19 protein-coding genes and 2 pseudogenes are annotated in these 16,398 nt (G+C 55.2%); all 21 read left to right on the forward strand.

Annotated features, from left to right (window positions below; all coding sequences use genetic code 11):
* The coding region (locus tag B5G37_RS13110; protein WP_143482955.1) for a class C sortase at window positions 1-564 on the forward strand (564 nt) is incomplete at its 5' end.
* A complete protein-coding gene (locus B5G37_RS13115) occupies window positions 557-1,438 on the forward strand; it encodes a class C sortase (protein WP_087258477.1) in 882 nt (293 codons plus the stop codon). The genes B5G37_RS13110 and B5G37_RS13115, both read left to right, overlap by 8 nt.
* The gene (locus B5G37_RS13120; protein WP_087258480.1) at window positions 1,435-2,622 is read left to right on the forward strand and encodes an antirestriction protein ArdA; all 1,188 of its coding nucleotides are present in this window, start codon (window positions 1,435-1,437) and stop codon (window positions 2,620-2,622) included. The genes B5G37_RS13115 and B5G37_RS13120 overlap by 4 nt, the downstream gene beginning before the upstream one ends.
* On the forward strand, window positions 2,623-3,717 hold the full coding sequence (locus B5G37_RS13125) for a DUF4314 domain-containing protein (RefSeq protein WP_087258483.1): 1,095 nt from the start codon (window positions 2,623-2,625) through the stop codon (window positions 3,715-3,717). It abuts the gene before it with no gap.
* Window positions 3,710-4,876: an antirestriction protein ArdA gene (locus B5G37_RS13130; RefSeq protein ID WP_087258486.1), complete on the forward strand. Its 1,167-nt coding sequence runs from the start codon at window positions 3,710-3,712 to the stop codon at window positions 4,874-4,876. The genes B5G37_RS13125 and B5G37_RS13130 overlap by 8 nt, the downstream gene beginning before the upstream one ends.
* A gap of 110 nt (window positions 4,877-4,986) precedes the next feature.
* Window positions 4,987-5,292: a hypothetical protein gene (locus B5G37_RS13135; RefSeq protein ID WP_087258490.1), complete on the forward strand. Its 306-nt coding sequence runs from the start codon at window positions 4,987-4,989 to the stop codon at window positions 5,290-5,292.
* Complete coding sequence (locus B5G37_RS13140) at window positions 5,289-6,257, forward strand: DNA adenine methylase (RefSeq protein WP_087258493.1); 969 nt, start codon at window positions 5,289-5,291, stop codon at window positions 6,255-6,257. Before B5G37_RS13135 ends, B5G37_RS13140 begins: the two co-directional genes overlap by 4 nt.
* Before the next feature lie 18 nt (window positions 6,258-6,275).
* Window positions 6,276-6,719 (forward strand): hypothetical protein, encoded by a 444-nt coding sequence (locus tag B5G37_RS13145; RefSeq protein WP_087258496.1) that lies wholly within the window; start codon window positions 6,276-6,278, stop codon window positions 6,717-6,719.
* A complete protein-coding gene (locus tag B5G37_RS13150) occupies window positions 6,712-7,437 on the forward strand; it encodes a DUF3849 domain-containing protein (RefSeq protein WP_087258499.1) in 726 nt (241 codons plus the stop codon). The genes B5G37_RS13145 and B5G37_RS13150 overlap by 8 nt, the downstream gene beginning before the upstream one ends.
* Before the next feature lie 18 nt (window positions 7,438-7,455).
* Entirely contained in the window at window positions 7,456-7,806 is a 351-nt protein-coding gene (locus tag B5G37_RS13155; RefSeq protein ID WP_087258502.1) for a SpoVG family protein, read from the forward strand.
* Between the two features lie 103 nt (window positions 7,807-7,909).
* Complete coding sequence (locus tag B5G37_RS13160; protein WP_087258505.1) at window positions 7,910-8,257, forward strand: DUF3852 domain-containing protein; 348 nt, start codon at window positions 7,910-7,912, stop codon at window positions 8,255-8,257.
* Window positions 8,258-8,364: 107 nt separating this feature from the next.
* The gene (locus tag B5G37_RS13165; protein WP_087258508.1) at window positions 8,365-9,264 is read left to right on the forward strand and encodes a conjugal transfer protein TrbL family protein; all 900 of its coding nucleotides are present in this window, start codon (window positions 8,365-8,367) and stop codon (window positions 9,262-9,264) included.
* Window positions 9,261-9,947, forward strand: a pseudogene (locus tag B5G37_RS15935) (DNA cytosine methyltransferase); the annotation flags it as partial. The gene B5G37_RS13165 and the pseudogene B5G37_RS15935, both read left to right, overlap by 4 nt.
* Before the next feature lie 163 nt (window positions 9,948-10,110).
* Window positions 10,111-10,992: pseudogene (locus tag B5G37_RS15940) on the forward strand (DNA cytosine methyltransferase); the annotation flags it as partial.
* A gap of 139 nt (window positions 10,993-11,131) precedes the next feature.
* On the forward strand, window positions 11,132-11,467 hold the full coding sequence (locus B5G37_RS13175) for a hypothetical protein (protein ID WP_087258511.1): 336 nt from the start codon (window positions 11,132-11,134) through the stop codon (window positions 11,465-11,467).
* 57 nt (window positions 11,468-11,524) lie between these two features.
* The gene (locus tag B5G37_RS13180) at window positions 11,525-11,782 is read left to right on the forward strand and encodes a hypothetical protein (RefSeq protein WP_087258515.1); all 258 of its coding nucleotides are present in this window, start codon (window positions 11,525-11,527) and stop codon (window positions 11,780-11,782) included.
* 1 nt (window position 11,783) lies between these two features.
* A complete protein-coding gene (locus B5G37_RS13185; protein WP_087258518.1) occupies window positions 11,784-12,173 on the forward strand; it encodes a hypothetical protein in 390 nt (129 codons plus the stop codon).
* On the forward strand, window positions 12,170-12,751 hold the full coding sequence (locus B5G37_RS13190; RefSeq protein WP_087258521.1) for a hypothetical protein: 582 nt from the start codon (window positions 12,170-12,172) through the stop codon (window positions 12,749-12,751). Before B5G37_RS13185 ends, B5G37_RS13190 begins: the two co-directional genes overlap by 4 nt.
* 82 nt (window positions 12,752-12,833) lie before the next feature.
* Window positions 12,834-14,597: a type VI secretion protein gene (locus tag B5G37_RS13195; protein ID WP_087258524.1), complete on the forward strand. Its 1,764-nt coding sequence runs from the start codon at window positions 12,834-12,836 to the stop codon at window positions 14,595-14,597.
* A 351-nt stretch (window positions 14,598-14,948) separates the two neighbouring features.
* Window positions 14,949-16,154: a hypothetical protein gene (locus B5G37_RS13200; RefSeq protein WP_242962892.1), complete on the forward strand. Its 1,206-nt coding sequence runs from the start codon at window positions 14,949-14,951 to the stop codon at window positions 16,152-16,154.
* Between the two features lie 11 nt (window positions 16,155-16,165).
* Window positions 16,166-16,398, forward strand: a 233-nt coding sequence (locus B5G37_RS15805; RefSeq protein ID WP_242962893.1) for a helix-turn-helix transcriptional regulator, incomplete at its 3' end; no start/stop codon positions are given.

The following is a 16,398-nucleotide window of genomic DNA, read 5'->3' on the forward strand; positions in this document are numbered from 1 at the left end:
CTGGCCACGTTGGAGATTCCCGCCATCGACGTGATTCTCCCCGTGTACTACGGAACTCAGTCCACCACCCTCACCGCTGGTGTGGGGGTGGTGGAGGGCAGTTCCCTGCCGGTGGGAGGTACAGGAAGCCATGCAGTTCTGGCAGGCCACAGCGGCCTGGCCTCATCCCGGCTCCTCTCCGACCTGGATCAGCTCACACAAGGTGATGTGTTCTTCCTGCGGGTGCTGGACGAAACTCTGGCCTATGAGGTGGACCAAATCTCTGTGGTGCTTCCCGACGATGTGAGCCAGATTGGGATTGATCAACAAGGGGACTATGTAACCTTGCTCACCTGCACCCCCTACGGCGTGAATTCCCACCGACTGCTGGTGCGTGGCACCCGGACAGAATGGACAGCAGAGGACACCGTGGTTGCAACCGCCCAGAACCAAAACCACGAAAGCAGTTGGTGGAGGGAATATCGCACAGCTCTGTGCATCGGGTTTGGTATCTATCTTGCCATGCTGGCGGTAGCTGTTCCAGTGGTAATTTGGCGGAACAAGCGAGGTGTCAGGCATGGCTAGATGGCTGCTGGGGCTGGCTCTGGCGGTGGATTTGGCACTGATGGTAATTCTGTGCCAGCCCATCACTGCCCCCATTGTGTATGAGCAGACGGTGAAAGAGGAAGTTGCCGTGGTGGAGCAGGGACAGAAAAAGCCAGGTATTCATCAAGACCTGAGAGAAGCCATGGAGGCGTACAACCTTCAGCTGTCCCAGGATCAGTCCGGCCTGGACAGTGTGGACAGCTATGAAGCACCGGGGTTGAACTTAGAGGACTACGGAATGGAAGCCGATGATGCCGTAGGCTATGTAGAAATCCCCGCTATGGATGTCACCTTACCCCTCTATCTGGGAGCCTCCAGAGCGCACATGAACGATGGAGCGACGGTGCTGGGTCAGACCAGTATGCCCATTGGAGGCATCTCCACCAACTGCGTCATTGCCGCCCACCGGGGCTGGAATGGCAAGGCCATGTTCCGGGATGTGGAACTGCTTCAGGAGGGGGACTTGGTGTACCTCACCAACCTCTGGGAGACCCTGACCTACCAGGTCACGGGAATCTCCATCATCTGGCCCGATGAGGTGAAAGCTGTGGCCATTCAGCCGGGCCAAGACATGGTGACCTTGCTCACCTGCCACCCCTATATTGTGGGCACCCATCGGTATCTGGTGTTCTGCCAGCGGGTGGAGGATGACACTACCACCCAGCCAACTGCTACGACCACACCCGATGTGCAGCAGGCACAGGCGGAGGTCTCCCAACCTGCCATACAGACGGAAAAACACTTGCAGGTATTCGCACTAGGGCTGAGCATTTGTACCGCTGTGGTGCTGATTTACAGCATGATAACCACCAATCCAACAAAAAACCGAAAGACAGGTGATAAAAAGAAGTGACAAAAGCAGTATTGAGCAACAGCAGCCACCCGGAATATGGCGTTGTCTCCATCCCCCTCCCCATCCCCAAAGAACAGTACGACGGCTGCACCGAACTGCTGGAAGCGCTGGAAATTGGGGTTGCCTCCAACCGGGACTGCCATTTGGACGAGCTTCACAGCCCATGGCCAGTGCTGGATCGTCTGGAGGGAACCCAGGTGAATCTGGACGAGCTGGACTATCTGGCCAAGCGGCTGGACAGTTTCGATCGTGGCGAGGTGGCACAGTTCCAGGCCATGGCTGAGAAACTGGGTCTCACTAGCCTGAAAGACTTGATCAACCTATCCTTCTGCTGTCAGCAGGCCACCGTCATCACGGACTTCTCTGATTTGGAATCCGTGGGCCGCAGCCACTATATGAACCTCAACGGTGGCTGTGCCAGCCTGGAAGAACTAGAGAATGTAGATGGTGTGGAATCTGCCCTCCTTCTGATTGAGGGAAATCAAGGCGTGGTCACCCCCTACGGTGTGGTCTACGACAACGGGATGCAGCTGGAGCAGATCTACGATGGCAAGCACTTCCCCTTTTATCTCTACGATGACGCAGTGCTGTCCCTGGGTCTGATCTCCAAGGGACAGCCGGAAAACACCAAGAAAGCCACTTGGCTCTACCTTCCCGCCACAAGGAAACAGCTGGAACGTGGAATGCTTCGCTCTGGCATCCAAGATCCGGAGGATATGTGCTTTCAAGTGGGGAGCAGCGAATTCCCTATGGAGGTGGATGTAGCACTGGATTTCAAACAGGAAAGCATCTTCGACCTTAACGACCTGGCATGGGCTGTGTCCAGGCTTGACCGGGATGACCTTCAAAAGCTGGGGGCTGTGGTAGCCTTGGCTGAGCCAGAGAATGCCAGCCAGATCCGCTGTCTGGCCGAGAATCTGGTTTTGTTCCAGTTTGCCCCCGGCGCCCATACCCCTGCAGAGTACGGAATGTTCATGATCCAGCAGTCCGGCCACTTTGAGTATGACCCCAATCTGGACGAGTTCTATGACTACGAGAAGTACGGCCTGCAGCACATGAATCAAGAGGCTGGTGCATTTACCGACCGGGGATATGTGGCCTACCACGGCACGGTGAGCCTGGAGGTACTGATGATGGGAGAAACACACCAAGAAGAACAAACTTTTCAGATGGGAGGAATGTAGGTGTCAGTTCCCAAGGAATGGCTGAATTTCCTGCGAGAGCAATTCCCCGCAGGAACCCGAATCAAACTCAGAGAGATGAAAGACCCGTATGCCCCGCTGCCCCCCGGTAGCACAGGCACTCTAAAATACATCGACGATATCGGCCAGTTCCATATGAACTGGGACAACGGCAGCGGCCTTGCACTGATCATCGGAGAGGACAGCTTCTCCGTAATCCCGCCGGAACTTACTACCCTGAAGCTGTATATGCCCCTGACAGCGGACCTCTACACCCGCAATGAGTACGGCGAAATGGAGGAGGACTGTACCCAGTTGGATGGCAGAATGCTGCGTGGCTATGAAGGTGACATTTTCAGCGCCCTGATCAAATACCGTATGCCGGAAGAAACGGAGCGTGGGCTGATGCACTGGTACAGCGAAGATGACAGCGTCAACCGGAAAGTCCAGTCCGCTGTGTTCACGGTCGAGGATCGAGACGGTCAGCTCTGGGGTGTTGCGGAATGCCGTGTGGCCGGTACCCTGTCACCGGAAGAACTTTCTACCCTGAAAGACTATATCTCTGGACAGGCATCGGACGGCTGGGGCGAAGGATTTGAGCAGCGGGATATCTGCATTGGTGAAGACGAGCTGTATGTCCATCTGTGGAGCTTCGACGATTGGAGTATCCAGACGGAGGAGGAGCGCTTCTCCCCCCAATTGGCAGAGGGATTGCCGGAGATGTGCTACTCCACCCTGCCCACTACGGGCCAGCTGATCTGCATTAAGCGAGGTGAAAGTGGCTACCACTCCTCGGAGTGGGACACCGGCGACAAAGAGCGGAATGTGGAACTGGCCGACCAGCTCAATGAGCACCTTGGCGTAGATATGTGGCAGAGACAGGCCATGGAGGTGGGCAGTCTGTGCGGCTGGGATGTCCCAGGCGCAGACCCTGCCAAGTATCAGGAAGACTATGTACAAACCGGGGCCCCCGCCGAAGCCCAGCGCAGCGGGTTCGGTGGGGAAAGGAGTTCCGGCGAAATGAGTGAGCCTTGTCCCCAGGACGAGGCGAAGGATATGGAGCACGGAACGACGCTGGGAGGGATGACCCTTGGATAATGCGTTCTGCATTGCGCTCTACGGGAAACATAATCAATACTGCTGCCTGGAGCTTCCGGCTACCTACTATCAGCTCCAGGATGCCATGGATAAGCTCCAAATGGCACCCGGTGAAAAACCGGACCTGGAACTGCTCCATCCGGGGGCCTTTCCCTTTCTCCATGACCATCTAGGATCGGACTGCGACCTCTACCAGCTCAACACCCTGCTGACCAGGCTGGAAGGGCTGAGCGACATGGAAAAGGCCGTTTTTGAAGGACTGGTCCAGATGGAAGCCGCCAAGGACTATGGTCCCATCCCCCTCTCCACCCTGCTGAATCTGGCTTACAGCACAGACTGCTGTCATGTGGTGGATGCCGTTACAGATCATCAACTGGGCAAATTCTACGCTGAAAATGGTTTTATTCCTGAGGTAGAGGATGCCCCCGATTCCATCTTTGACTATCTGGACTTTGCACAGCTGGGCCGAAAAGCCCGACAGGAGGAGGGCGGTGTCTTCGTCAGCCATGGCTATGTGACCCAGCACACAGACCTTAAGCAAGTACATGACAGCCTGGACGTAGTTCCCAAGCCTCCCTCCTACGCCATTCGCCTGCTGGTGGCCAGAGGTTTCAATCAACAGGAACCCAGGGTTACTCTGGAACTCCCCGCCACACAGAGCCAGCTGTCCCGTGTGCTGGAGGAGCTGGGCGAATCCGCTTCCTGGGACCAGGTGGTATTCTGGAGCGAGGACAGTGCCATTCCCGATCTGCTGGAGAACCTGGAGTGCAACGACATCCAGGATCTGAATCAGCTGGCAGAGGCCATCAAATGCCTGGAGCGGTATGGACAGCTCACCAAACTCAAAGCAGTCATCCTTGCCACCGACTGCCACGAGGTCGTCGCCGCCGCTCGCATTGCGGAAAATCTGGACGACTACCTGCTCCAGCCCGACCAGCGCAGTCCCAAGGAGGTGGCACTCCAGGAGCTGCACACCATCTTGGATGAGCAAACCCTTTCCATGCTGCAAGAGCACGTCAATCTCAATGCCTACGGCAGAGACATCCTGAATCATGCCAATGCAGTCCTGACCCCCTATGGGCTGGTGGCGCGAGAAGATGGCGAACCCCTCCTCTGCCCTACCTCTGACCCTAAACTGGGAGGGATGCAGATGCAGTAAACCGTAACCATCTCATATTCCCAAACAAAACACACAGGGGCCGTACCCGAAAGGGACACGGCTCCTGCTTTTTGTTGTTCCTTGTTCGGGTATGGCCCCGGAAAGGAACAATGATGCGAGAACAACAGGTATTGGCCTATCTGAAGGCCGTGTGCAAAGGCAGAAAAAACATCCAGAAAAGTCACCAGATCGAGACAGCACTCCACATTAGCGGCACTGAACTGCGTAAACAGGTCCACCGTCTGCGCAAAAAGGGACATCCCATTGCCAGCAGCCAGGACGGTTACTTCTATGCCGTGACTGCCCGAGAGGTCTACTCCACCATTGGCCAGTTGAGAGCCATGGAGTACGGCCTGAAATTGGCCATCGAGGGTCTGGAACAAGCTTTGGACTCCTTTGGCGGTGACGCCGATTGAAGAGCTTTATCCCATGGGTGGGCGGCAAAGCCAAGCTGCTCTGGCTGATCCACCGTCTGGCTCCCCCGCACTTTTCCCGGTTTATCGACGTGTTTGGAGGCAGTGGCACCGTAACCCTCAACCGTCCCATTCAACAAGGCTGTATGGAGGTATACAACGACTTCAACAGCGACCTGACCAACCTCTTCTGCTGCGTCAAGAACCGGACCATGGCCCTGCTTCTGGAGCTGGGCTTTCTGCCCCTGAACACCCGAGATGATTTCAATGTGCTGTACAAATTCTTCTCCAAGGAAGAATTCACCGACGATTATCTCAGCCAGGAGATGAAGCTGACCCAGCGATATTTGGAGCCGCCTGATGGAGAGTCTATCCGCAGAATGATGCTGGAGAGGGCTCCTCGTGGAGACGTCCGCCGGGCCGCAGACTACTTCAAGCTTATCCGATACAGCTTCAGTGGCGGGGCCAAGTCCTTTGCAGGAAAAATCTGCGACATCCGTCGCTTTTTTCACCTGGTCTGGGAATGCTCCCGCAGGTTGGCGGAGGTCATCATTGAAAACAAGGACTGCGTGGAGATCGTTCGGCAATATGACCGCAAAGGTGCGTTTTTCTATTGCGATCCGCCCTATTACGAGGCGGAGGGCTGCTATGCGGTGGCCTTCCCCAAAGAGGACCACCAGCGGCTCCACGATGCCCTGCTGAATTGTGAAGGGTACGTCATGGTGTCCTACAATTACTGTCCCTATATCGTGGAGCTGTATCAGGAGTTTTACATCTTCTACACCACCCGACCCAACAGCATGTCCCAGAAGGCAGGCAGTGAGTACGAAGAAATCGTCATCACCAACTATGACCCCCGCCGCTACAACACCGCAAGGAATTGGCAACTGAGTATGTTTCACCTGTCCCCCACCGACGAGTACGAGGGGCGCTATACCCTGATCCATGAACCAAATCAAAATACTTAACGATATGGAGGAATGAACATGACATTTATCAACTACACCAACGACGGCAAAGCCGTCATCCAGTCCGCCGCCCTGATTCTGAGCGGTCTGGAGCGAGAGGAAACCCTGGAGCTGCACACCCTGGAAAACGCCATTGTCCTGCTCAAGCCGGAAATGAAACCTGTGGAGAAAGCCGCCGCTATGATGACGCTGATGCGCCTGGTCAACAGCCTGGGCGCAGATATGATGACTGGCTGGGAGGGCCAGGAGGGCGATGAGGATATGTGCGGCAGCTGCCACGGGTGTGACGAGGATATGCTTCCCATTCCGGCAGAGGCCTTTGCGGATGCAGGCATTCTCTTTGACAATCTCCGAGTGTTCAGCGTAGACGGCGCTGTCCTTGTGGTGTCCGACGACCACAAAGCAAAGTGGCACGAGGCGTTGACCAAAATGGCCACGGAGTGTGAAAAGGCCCATGACTAACGATTACGCTTACCTCTACCTCAGCTCCCTCTCCGAAGCTAAGCGGCAAGACGAGATAGGGCTTTGGCAGGCAAGTCACTCGGAGAATGTCGCCTGCAAGCAAGCCATTGAGGAGGCCATCCGCAAGAGCTTTGATGGGATGCATCTGGACGCTAACTGCGCCCAGAGCGTCATCGACAGCTTCGGTTTCAAGCGTGTGGGATGGGTGTTATCTTCCACCCTACAACAAAAGCAGTATGATGGGCGGTTCAGCCCTCAAAACAAAACATGGGCTGCATCCACTTTTATTCCCCCTTGTGACCGCAATTATGAGTTTGCGGTGGAAAGTCACCCTGCTGTACTGGACGGCTTCGTTAACGCTTTCCGGGAGGCACAGGCAGAGCTAAAACTGTTCGACGGCTCCCACTGCGACGATATGACCGGACAAGAGCTGGAAGGCACGGTGCTGGTCATGAGTCCCTTCACCCTGAAGGAATCCTACTGGGCTCCGGAAAACCAGCTCTGGCTGGCGACTGGGGGCTTCGGATGCACCCCCACCGCTTCCGGCCGAGCGGTATATGCCACCTGTCTTGGCGACGGAGAGCAGGCCAGGTGGAATCGCAGCGACTTTATCGGCATTCTCCGGGAGGAGCATCTGCCCGACTGGGCCAGAGAGCATCTGGAGCAGCTTCAGCAGAAATCTCTCACCGTTCCCGACATGAGCCATCCATCCATGTAAAGAAAGGAGATCAACACCATGGCAACACCTAAGAACATACAGCAGGACATTCCCACCCCCCAGGTAGAAGCACGCATCGACCGTCTGGTAGATGGGGACTTCAAAACCAAAGCCTATGCCAGTGCTACCATCGCTGGTGCCTTTGCTGTCCACGGCATCCGTATTATCGAGTCCGACAAAGGCCGGTTCGTCTCCATGCCCCAGGAGTCCTACCAAAAACACGGTCAGACCAAGTACAACGACACCTTCCACGCCATCACCGCCGAAGCTCGGACAGCGCTGGTGGAGGCGGTCAATACCGCTTATGAGCAAAAGCTCCGGGAGCAGCAGGAGCAGAACTCCCAGCAGGCCATGAGCCAGCAGATGTAATGGTTCACCTGAGTCCTTTTTTCAGTGGGCCTCCACCCCCTGATGTTCCAGAGCATCATCCGGGCCCAAATACACACTATATTTTTGTAACTGGAGGTAATATATGCGTAAATGGAACCACAAACGCTTTGCTCTCTTACTGGTGGTGGCGCTGGCCATGACCTCCCTGATGGCAGGCACAGCCCTAGCCGCTGGCAGCGGAGATGTAGCTGGAGCCGTAGAGAGCACCTGGACCACCGCATCCACCCAAATCAAGACTGTGGTCAACAACGTGGTCTTCCCTGCCATTGATCTGATCCTCGCCGTGTTTTTCTTTGTCAAAGTGGGTACCGCATACTTTGATTATCGGAAAACCGGGCAGTTTGAGTGGACAGCACCCGCCATTTTGTTTGCCTGTCTGGTGTTTACCCTCACCGCCCCCCTGTACATCTGGGGTATCGTTGGCATCTAACACCCAGCAAACCATGTAATTGATTGACACAAAAGGCCGTACCAGCTGCGGGGTCTTTGTGTCATGCGGTTGGTACGGCCTCAACCCGAAAAGAGGTGAACCAACCATTGTTTATTTGGGATTTTGTAGCTGATACTGTCCTGAGCCAGATCATTGATTGGATCTACAGTCAGATCATGGGCTTTCTGGGCAACTTCTTTGCCGAGATGGGCAACATGGGCGTGGAGCTGTTCACCATGAACTGGGTACAGAGTATTGTCCTGTTTTTCTCCTATCTGGCCTGGGCGCTCTATGGCACAGGCCTTGTGGTGGCCTGTTTTGAATGCGGCATTGAGTATTCCTCCGGCAGAGGAAACCTGAAAGAGACCGCCCTCAATGCCATAAAGGGCTTTATGGCAGTCGGTCTCTTCACGGTGGTACCCGTGCGGCTCTATGAACTCTCCGTCACGTTGCAGGGCAGTCTCACCGCCGGAATCACTGGATACGGAACCTCCATTGGCCAAGTGGCCACGGAGATCATCGACACTCTCGGCGATGTGGAGTCCCTGACCGAAATGACATCCGGCTCCTACTTCGGCTTTACTTCCATCACCAGCCCCATCATGCTCCTGTTCTGCATCATTCTTATGGCCTATGCCGTCATTAAGGTGTTTTTTGCAAACCTGAAGCGAGGCGGTATCCTGCTCATCCAAATCGCCGTGGGCAGCCTGTATATGTTCAGCGTCCCCCGCGGCTATACCGACGGCTTCATCCAATGGTGCAAGCAGATCATTGGACTCTGCCTCACCGCCTTCCTGCAAGCCACCATCCTCATTGCAGGATTGATGGTATTCAAAGAAAATGCCCTTCTGGGGCTAGGACTGATGTTGTCCGCAGGGGAAATTCCACGCATCGCCGGAACCTTCGGCCTGGACACCACCACCAGAGCCAACATCATGTCTGCGGTCTATACAGCCCAGGCTGCAGTCAACACTACCAGGACAGTGGTCCAGGCGGTGGCCAAATGAAGGCACTTACCCTTGGCAGTTTATTTGATGGGATCGGCGGATTTCCTTTGGCTGCCGTCCATAACGGGATCATTCCTGTATGGGCCAGTGAAATCGAAGCCTTTCCCATAGAGGTGACCAAACACCGATTCCCCGACATGATCCATGTGGGGGATATTACAAAGCTCCACGGTGCCGAGCTGCCGCCAGTAGATATCATTTGTGGTGGCTCGCCCTGCCAGGATTTGTCCGTGGCAGGAAAGCGTGCCGGTCTCTCCGGCGCACGTTCCGGTTTATTTATGGAGCAAATCAGAATCGTAAAGGAGATGAGAAATGCAGAAAAGCAGCGACACCCAGCAGATCTCCATGTTCGACCTCGATTCCTATTATGGGAAAACGTTCCCGGAGCCTTCTCCAGCGGCACCCCAAAAGGCGAGGACTTCCGCATCGTCCTGGAAGAGATCGTCCGCATTAAAGTTTGTGATGTTTCAGTCCCTCGACCTGACACCGGGCGCTGGGAATCTGCTGGGCGAATCATATTGGGAACTGATTACTCCCTGGCGTGGCGATGCCTTGACGCTCAATACTGGGGTGTCCCCCAGAGAAGAAAGAGAATCTTCCTTGTCGCAGATTTTGCAGGTCGATCCGCCCAGCAAATATTATTTGACCAGGAAAGACTGTCTGGGTATCCTGCGCCGAGCTTTTGAACGAGGAAAAGGACTTCCAAAAAAGCTTCAGGAAGCTCTGGAAATCCAGTCTGGGATTGCTTCATTAGGCTCCATCGCCTTTAGACCAGAGAACCACCCCACAAGTCAGCCAAATGATAGCTCCTCTTTCCGTGGGGTGCCTGACATTCCTGTTCAGCCGATTGCCTTTGCCACAAACCAACGGGATGAAGTTCGAGACCTCCACGATGTGGCGGGAGCATTGGGAGCGCAACCGGGGATGAAGCAGCAGACCTTTATTGCCGGTTTATCCACTGGAGCTGGAGCATCAGCTGGAGGCATCGGCTATGGCGAAGAACTCGCCCCCACGCTGAAGGGCAGCGCCGGCGGCAACTGTACGCCGTCGGTTTTATGCCTCAACGACCAGGGTGGCAGCGTCATGGGGTGCAGCACGGATGTGACAGGCACACTCCGGGCCCAGGAACATGGGCACCAGCCTCTGGTCTATGAGAACCATGGTATCGACTCCCGTTACACTGGCCCCCATGCGGTGGCTCCCACCATGTCCGCCAGATACGGTACTGGTGACAACAATGTGCCATTGGTGGAGCAGGAACCCGTATTCTGCATCACCGGCAATGCCATAGACCGTCAGCCCCAAAACGGCGGGAATGGCATTGGTTATCAGGAGGATATTGCCTACACACTCACCGCAACGGACCATCATGCGGTATTCAGTAGACAGCGAGTGGACGTGTTCAAAGACAGGGCAGTTGTCAGCACCCAAAGTGCCCGTCAGCACAAGGATGCAACCGACCTAGTGGTACAGCCACACCAAATAACAGTGGGAACACTGGGCTACACCGACCACAAAGGAGTCAACAACCAGTACGTCAGTGACGGCAAATGTGGTGTGGAAGGGGTAAATCTTATACGTCGCCTGACTCCTCTGGAGTGCGAGCGCCTCCAGGGCTTCCCCGACGGCTGGACAGCGATCCCCGGCGCTTCAGACTCCGCACGATATAAAGCGTTGGGCAACAGCGTGGCTATCCCATGCGTGGACTATGTCCTCTATGGTATTTCGCTGGTACTTTTGGCAAGTTAAACCCGCTTTGTTGCTTCTGCTTGGTTTACGATAGCTTCCTTGTTGGAATGTGTGAATAGCTTTCCCTGCTTAGTTCCAGTATGCTTTGCTTGCAAAATCGTAGAAAGGAGTACATCCCATGGGAGATAAGAGAAATCTCTGCGCCATGATTCCCGTAGAGCTGCACGCCAAGGTCATGGCAGAGAAAGAGCAGCTTGCACTGGGAACCCTGGCCGAATGTGTAGAAATGATCCTCACCCAACACTTTGAAGGAGGTAACGTCACCATGGCAGCAACCAAAACCCTGGCCTTTCAAATCCCCGAGGACCTGGACCGGCGGCTGAAGAAGTTCATCGCCGCTGAAAAGAAACGGGGCAGAAAAATCAGCCAGAAGGAGTTCGTCATCGGACTCATCGAGCAGGCACTGGCTGAGTACGAGACACAAATCCTGACCCAACCTACAACCGAAGCATAATCCACTGAACTGGCCGCCGGGGAAACCCGGCGGCTTTTCTCTTGGAGGTGAACCAATCTGTACATCTATCCCGATAATCTGACCGCCAAAGCAACCCTGTGGCTCTGGGAACTCCGAGACGTGAGCGTCATCGGCGTGGGCCTTCTGCTCTCTGTCCTGGCGCTCACCCAGACCGGCATCTTCGTCCCACTGGTGCTGACGGCAGTCTATACCTTCCTCAGCATCCGATTCGATGGCACCAGCATTCTGGACTTCATCCGGTATGCGGTTGCCTTTCTGTTTACCAAACGGCAATTCTACGAATGGAGAATGTAGCATGAATCATCATAATACCCCCCTCTCCCCTGCCAACCAAACTCTGATTCCCTGGACCTATGAAGAAGTCCAGCGATCCGCATCCCTGAAACTCTGGTGGAGCCGAAAGCGCAAGCGTTGGGAATGCGACAATGTCTACTTCTGGCAGGACCCAAAGACCAACTGGAGCTGCCGCAGTAAAAGCGGCAAGTATTATTACGGCTTTCGCAGTCTGCGGGCTCTGCTGAAAAGCTATGTTGCTGGCATGCTGGGCGAAAAATACGGCTGTACCGGTGTCAAGAACGTCCGAGCTAACTATCACTTCACCCAACACCCCAGGACATTGGTCTGTCACGTCACCCTGTGCTGTACTCACCTGGTCCCGCCACACGTTACGGAGGAATATGAATGAACCGAAAGAAAAAAGAAAAGTCAGCCCAGTCCACCCAGCAGCTGATGGGAATTGACAGCCTCAAGGACTACTGTATCTCCACCCACATGGGGGATCTGGTGTTCTTCATCATCAAGCCCACCAACATCAGCGTCCTGCCAGACACCAGCATCACCGCAAGGATCTATGCTCTGCTCAATGTGATGAAAGGACTGGCCGAGGTGGAAATGCTGGCGCTCAACTCCAAGGAGTCCTTTGAGTACAACAAAAACTTCTACCAGGAGCGCATGGAGCAGGAGGAGCTTCCCGCCATTGGCAAGCTTCTGGCCCAAGACAGCCAGCACCTGGATCGCATCCAGGTGTTGATGGCCTCCAGCCGGGAGTTTTATATCGTCGTTCGGCTGCGGGAAGATCAAGGCTCAGATGTCTTCCCCTATCTCTCCCGCATCGAGCAGAGCATCAACGACAACGGCTTCACCACCCGCCGGGCCACCCAGCAGGATCTCAAGCGGATGCTTGGTGTCTACTTCGAGCAAAACGTGACCACAGAAGACTTCGAGGACTTCGACGGGGACCGCTGGGTCACAACCAAAGAATAAGGAGGTATCCATCTTGGCAAGAAAACCGAAAAAGTCCGCTGCCCAGATCAGCGAGGAGGTCAACACCAAGTCCTTTCTGGACATGATCGCCCCCTCTGTGGTCAGCTTCCTGCCCGACCACTTTATCTGCGGCAACACCTACCGTTGTGTCTGGGCACTCCGGGAATATCCCACCAGCACCGATGAGCAGGCCATTCTCCGTCATCTGGGCAAGAAGGACGGCATCACCCTGCACATCTATACCAGGCAAGTCACTGCCGCCGAAGAAAAACGCATCATCCAGAATGCCACCAACAAGAACCGCCTGAGCAGCTCCAACACCAGCAATCTGCAGGAGACCATCACTGCGGAGAGCAACCTGCAGGATGTGGCCACCCTGGTGGCTTCCATGCATCGCAACCGGGAACCTCTGCTCCACTGTGCTGTGTACCTGGAGTTGGTGTCCCCAGATTACAATGCACTCAAACTACTCCAGACCGATGTACTCACCGAGCTGGTTCGAAGCAAGCTAAACGTGGACAAGCTCCTGCTCCGTCAGCAGCAGGGCTTCCGCTGTGTGGGACCCAGTGGTTACAACGTCTTCGGAGTCCAGTTTGAACGGGTGCTGCCAGCCAGTTCCGTGGCCAACCTGTACCCTTTCAACTACTCCGGCAAGCTGGACCCCAAGGGCTTCTACATCGGCAAAGACAAATACGGCAGCAACATTCTGGTGGACTTCGATCAGCGAGACCAAGACAAAACCTCCGCCAACATCCTGATCCTGGGCAACTCCGGACAGGGCAAGTCCTACCTCATGAAGCTGCTCATCCTCAATCTGCTGGAGTCTGGCAAGTCCGTCATCTCCCTGGATGCCGAACATGAGCAACAGGAGATGTGCGAGGCGGTGGGTGGCTGCTTTGCCGACCTCATGGCCGGACACTATCTCATCAATGTTCTGGAACCCAAGTGCTGGGACAACAGCGGAGACCCCAATGCCGACGATGCGCCGGAGCCCTTCCGCAAAAACACGCTGCTGGCTCAGCACATTTCCTTCCTAAAAGACTTCTTCCGAGCCTACAAGGAGTTCAGCGATGCCCACATCGACACCATCGAAATCATGCTCTCCAAGCTGTACCAGAAGTTCGGCATCACCGAGGACACCAACTTTACGCAGATGCCCCCGGAAGACTACCCCATCCTCTCCGACCTCTACGATCTGATGGAGGCGGAGTTTCACTCTTACGATGCCAGCTGTCACCCTCTCTACACCGAGAAGCTTCTGCAGGAGGTGCTGCTGGGGCTGCACTCCATGTGCAAGGGCGCCGATGCCCAGTTCTTCAACGGACACACGAACATTACCTCCAGCCGCTTCCTGGTCTTCGGTGTGAAGGGGATGCTCAGTGCGGCGAGAAATGTCCGCAATGCCATGCTCTTCAATGTGCTGTCCTATATGTCCGACAAGCTTCTGACCGTAGGCAATACCGTGGCCGCCCTGGACGAGTTGTATATCTGGCTGTCCAATCCCACCGCCATCGAGTACATCCGCAACTGTCTCAAGCGTGTGCGAAAAAAGGAGTCCGCCATGCTACTGGCCAGTCAGAACCTGGAGGACTTCGACCAGGAGGGCATCCGGGAGATGACCAAGCCCTTGTTCAGCATCCCGCCCCATCAGTTTCTCTTCAACGCAGGCTCCATCGACAAGCGCTCCTACATGGATATGCTCCAGCTGGAGGAAGCCGAGTACAATCTCATCAAGTTTCCCCAGCGGGGTGTCTGCCTGTACAAGTGTGGCAACGAGCGATACCTGTTGGAAGTCCATGCCCCGGCCTATAAGGAGAAACTCTTTGGATCGGCAGGTGGTCGATAAAAAAACAGAGACTTCAAAACGAAGCCTCTGCTTTTTATGGTGAGACGGTGGGGCATTGAACCCCAAGGGAAATCCAACCCTACACTTTCGTGCTACGGTATCCCCATCTATTCAGGTACCCAGAACTTGGCCGCTCCGTCCCGCAGATCCCCTGGCTCACCGCATTAATTCTGCTGCTCATATTAGTTTCCCCCTTGTCGATGTAACATAACACGCAACTTGCAAATGCAAGCATGAGAGAAACGGCATCGAGCGGATACCAGAACGCAATGGACGCAACAACGAAAGATGCAAGCAATATTATTTAAGTATTATAATACCACAATACAATCATTTTGTAAAGAATAGGAGGTGTACTCCATAGCTATTACTGTTTCCGCAATTTCTAAAGCCGCCGCCACGCTGCTCACCAACGAGAAAACTCGAAAAGGGTTTGGCTGGGTGCTGGTTGCAGTCTTCTCCCCTGTCATTCTTTTGATCGCCCTGCTCTGCTCCATTGGCTCGGGCGGTGCCGAACATAACAATGCCTCAGTGGAAGCGTGCTTCTACGGCAGCACACTCTCTGCTGAAGTCCCTGCGGAGTTTCGCCACTCCATTGAGGAGATGCGTTCCGCCTTCTCCCTTCTGGATTCGGCGGTGGCCTCTGCCAATGAGCAGACGGAGAGCGGCAACGGCCTTGACCCATTGCGAGTCAAGGCTGTTTTTTATGCTCTCTGCTTTGGTGAGGATGCTCCGTCCCAAAGCGAAGCGGACAGCTTCGTGGCATGCTTCTACACCACAGAAACCAGAACCCGCACCGTGGAGGTGGAGCAAGAGGACGGCACCGTCACCACGGAGGAGGAGACCTACACCGTCAACGTGCCCCTGTCTCTCTACCAGGCATACACCCATCTGGAAGCTCATCTGGGCAGAGACATCACAGAGGATGACAGAAACAACATCAACCACGTCTACACCTCAGTGGCCGGGACCGCCAGCGGTGGCAGCTACAACGGTGAGTATCTCCGTGGGGATGGAACCAGCATCGAGCTGGACATCTCCATCTTCACCGATCCCTCCACCAAGAATGCCGCAGACCTGGCTCTCTATGCCATTCACGCCTGGGAGTCCGGCTGGGGCTATGTGTGGGGAACCTACGGCAATGTCCTCACCGATTCCCTCTTCGCCTACAAGCAGGAGCAGTATCCCGACGGTGTCGGTACCTACGCAGACTTCATTCGTTCCAACTGGCTGGGCGGGCGGACCACCGACTGCGTGGGTCTGATCAAAGGCTACGGCTGGCTCGACCCGGAGACACTGACCATCGGCTATGCCACCAACGGTATGCCCGATTTGGGCGCCAACCAAATGTTCTACTCCGCTTCCGTGTCTGGTCCCATCGATACCATGCCGGACACACCTGGTCTGGCAGTCTGGCAGAACGGACACATCGGTGTGTACGTCGGCGACGGTTATGTCATCGAAGCCATGAACACTCAATGCGGTGTGGTGAAGACCCAGCTGGAAGGCAGAGGATGGACACACTGGCTGGAGATTCCCTATATCAACTACAACTGAGGAGGTACCGCATGAAGCAAGTGAACTTGGCCATCACCTTCGATTTGGCTGTGCCTGCACCCCTTGACTGGTTATCGGGATACCGATATAATCGGAGATGGGTGATGCATATGACGATTCAACAAGTCCTGCGGGAAAAGGGTCTCTCCCGCTACCAGCTCTCCAAGCGCAGCGGGGTTCCATGGGCCACGCTGGCGGACATCTGCTCGGGCAAAACGTCGCTGACGCGGTGCAATGCCGGGAC

The sequence above is a fragment of the Pseudoflavonifractor sp. An85 genome, assembly GCF_002161235.1.
Lineage (GTDB): Bacteria > Bacillota > Clostridia > Oscillospirales > Oscillospiraceae > Enterenecus.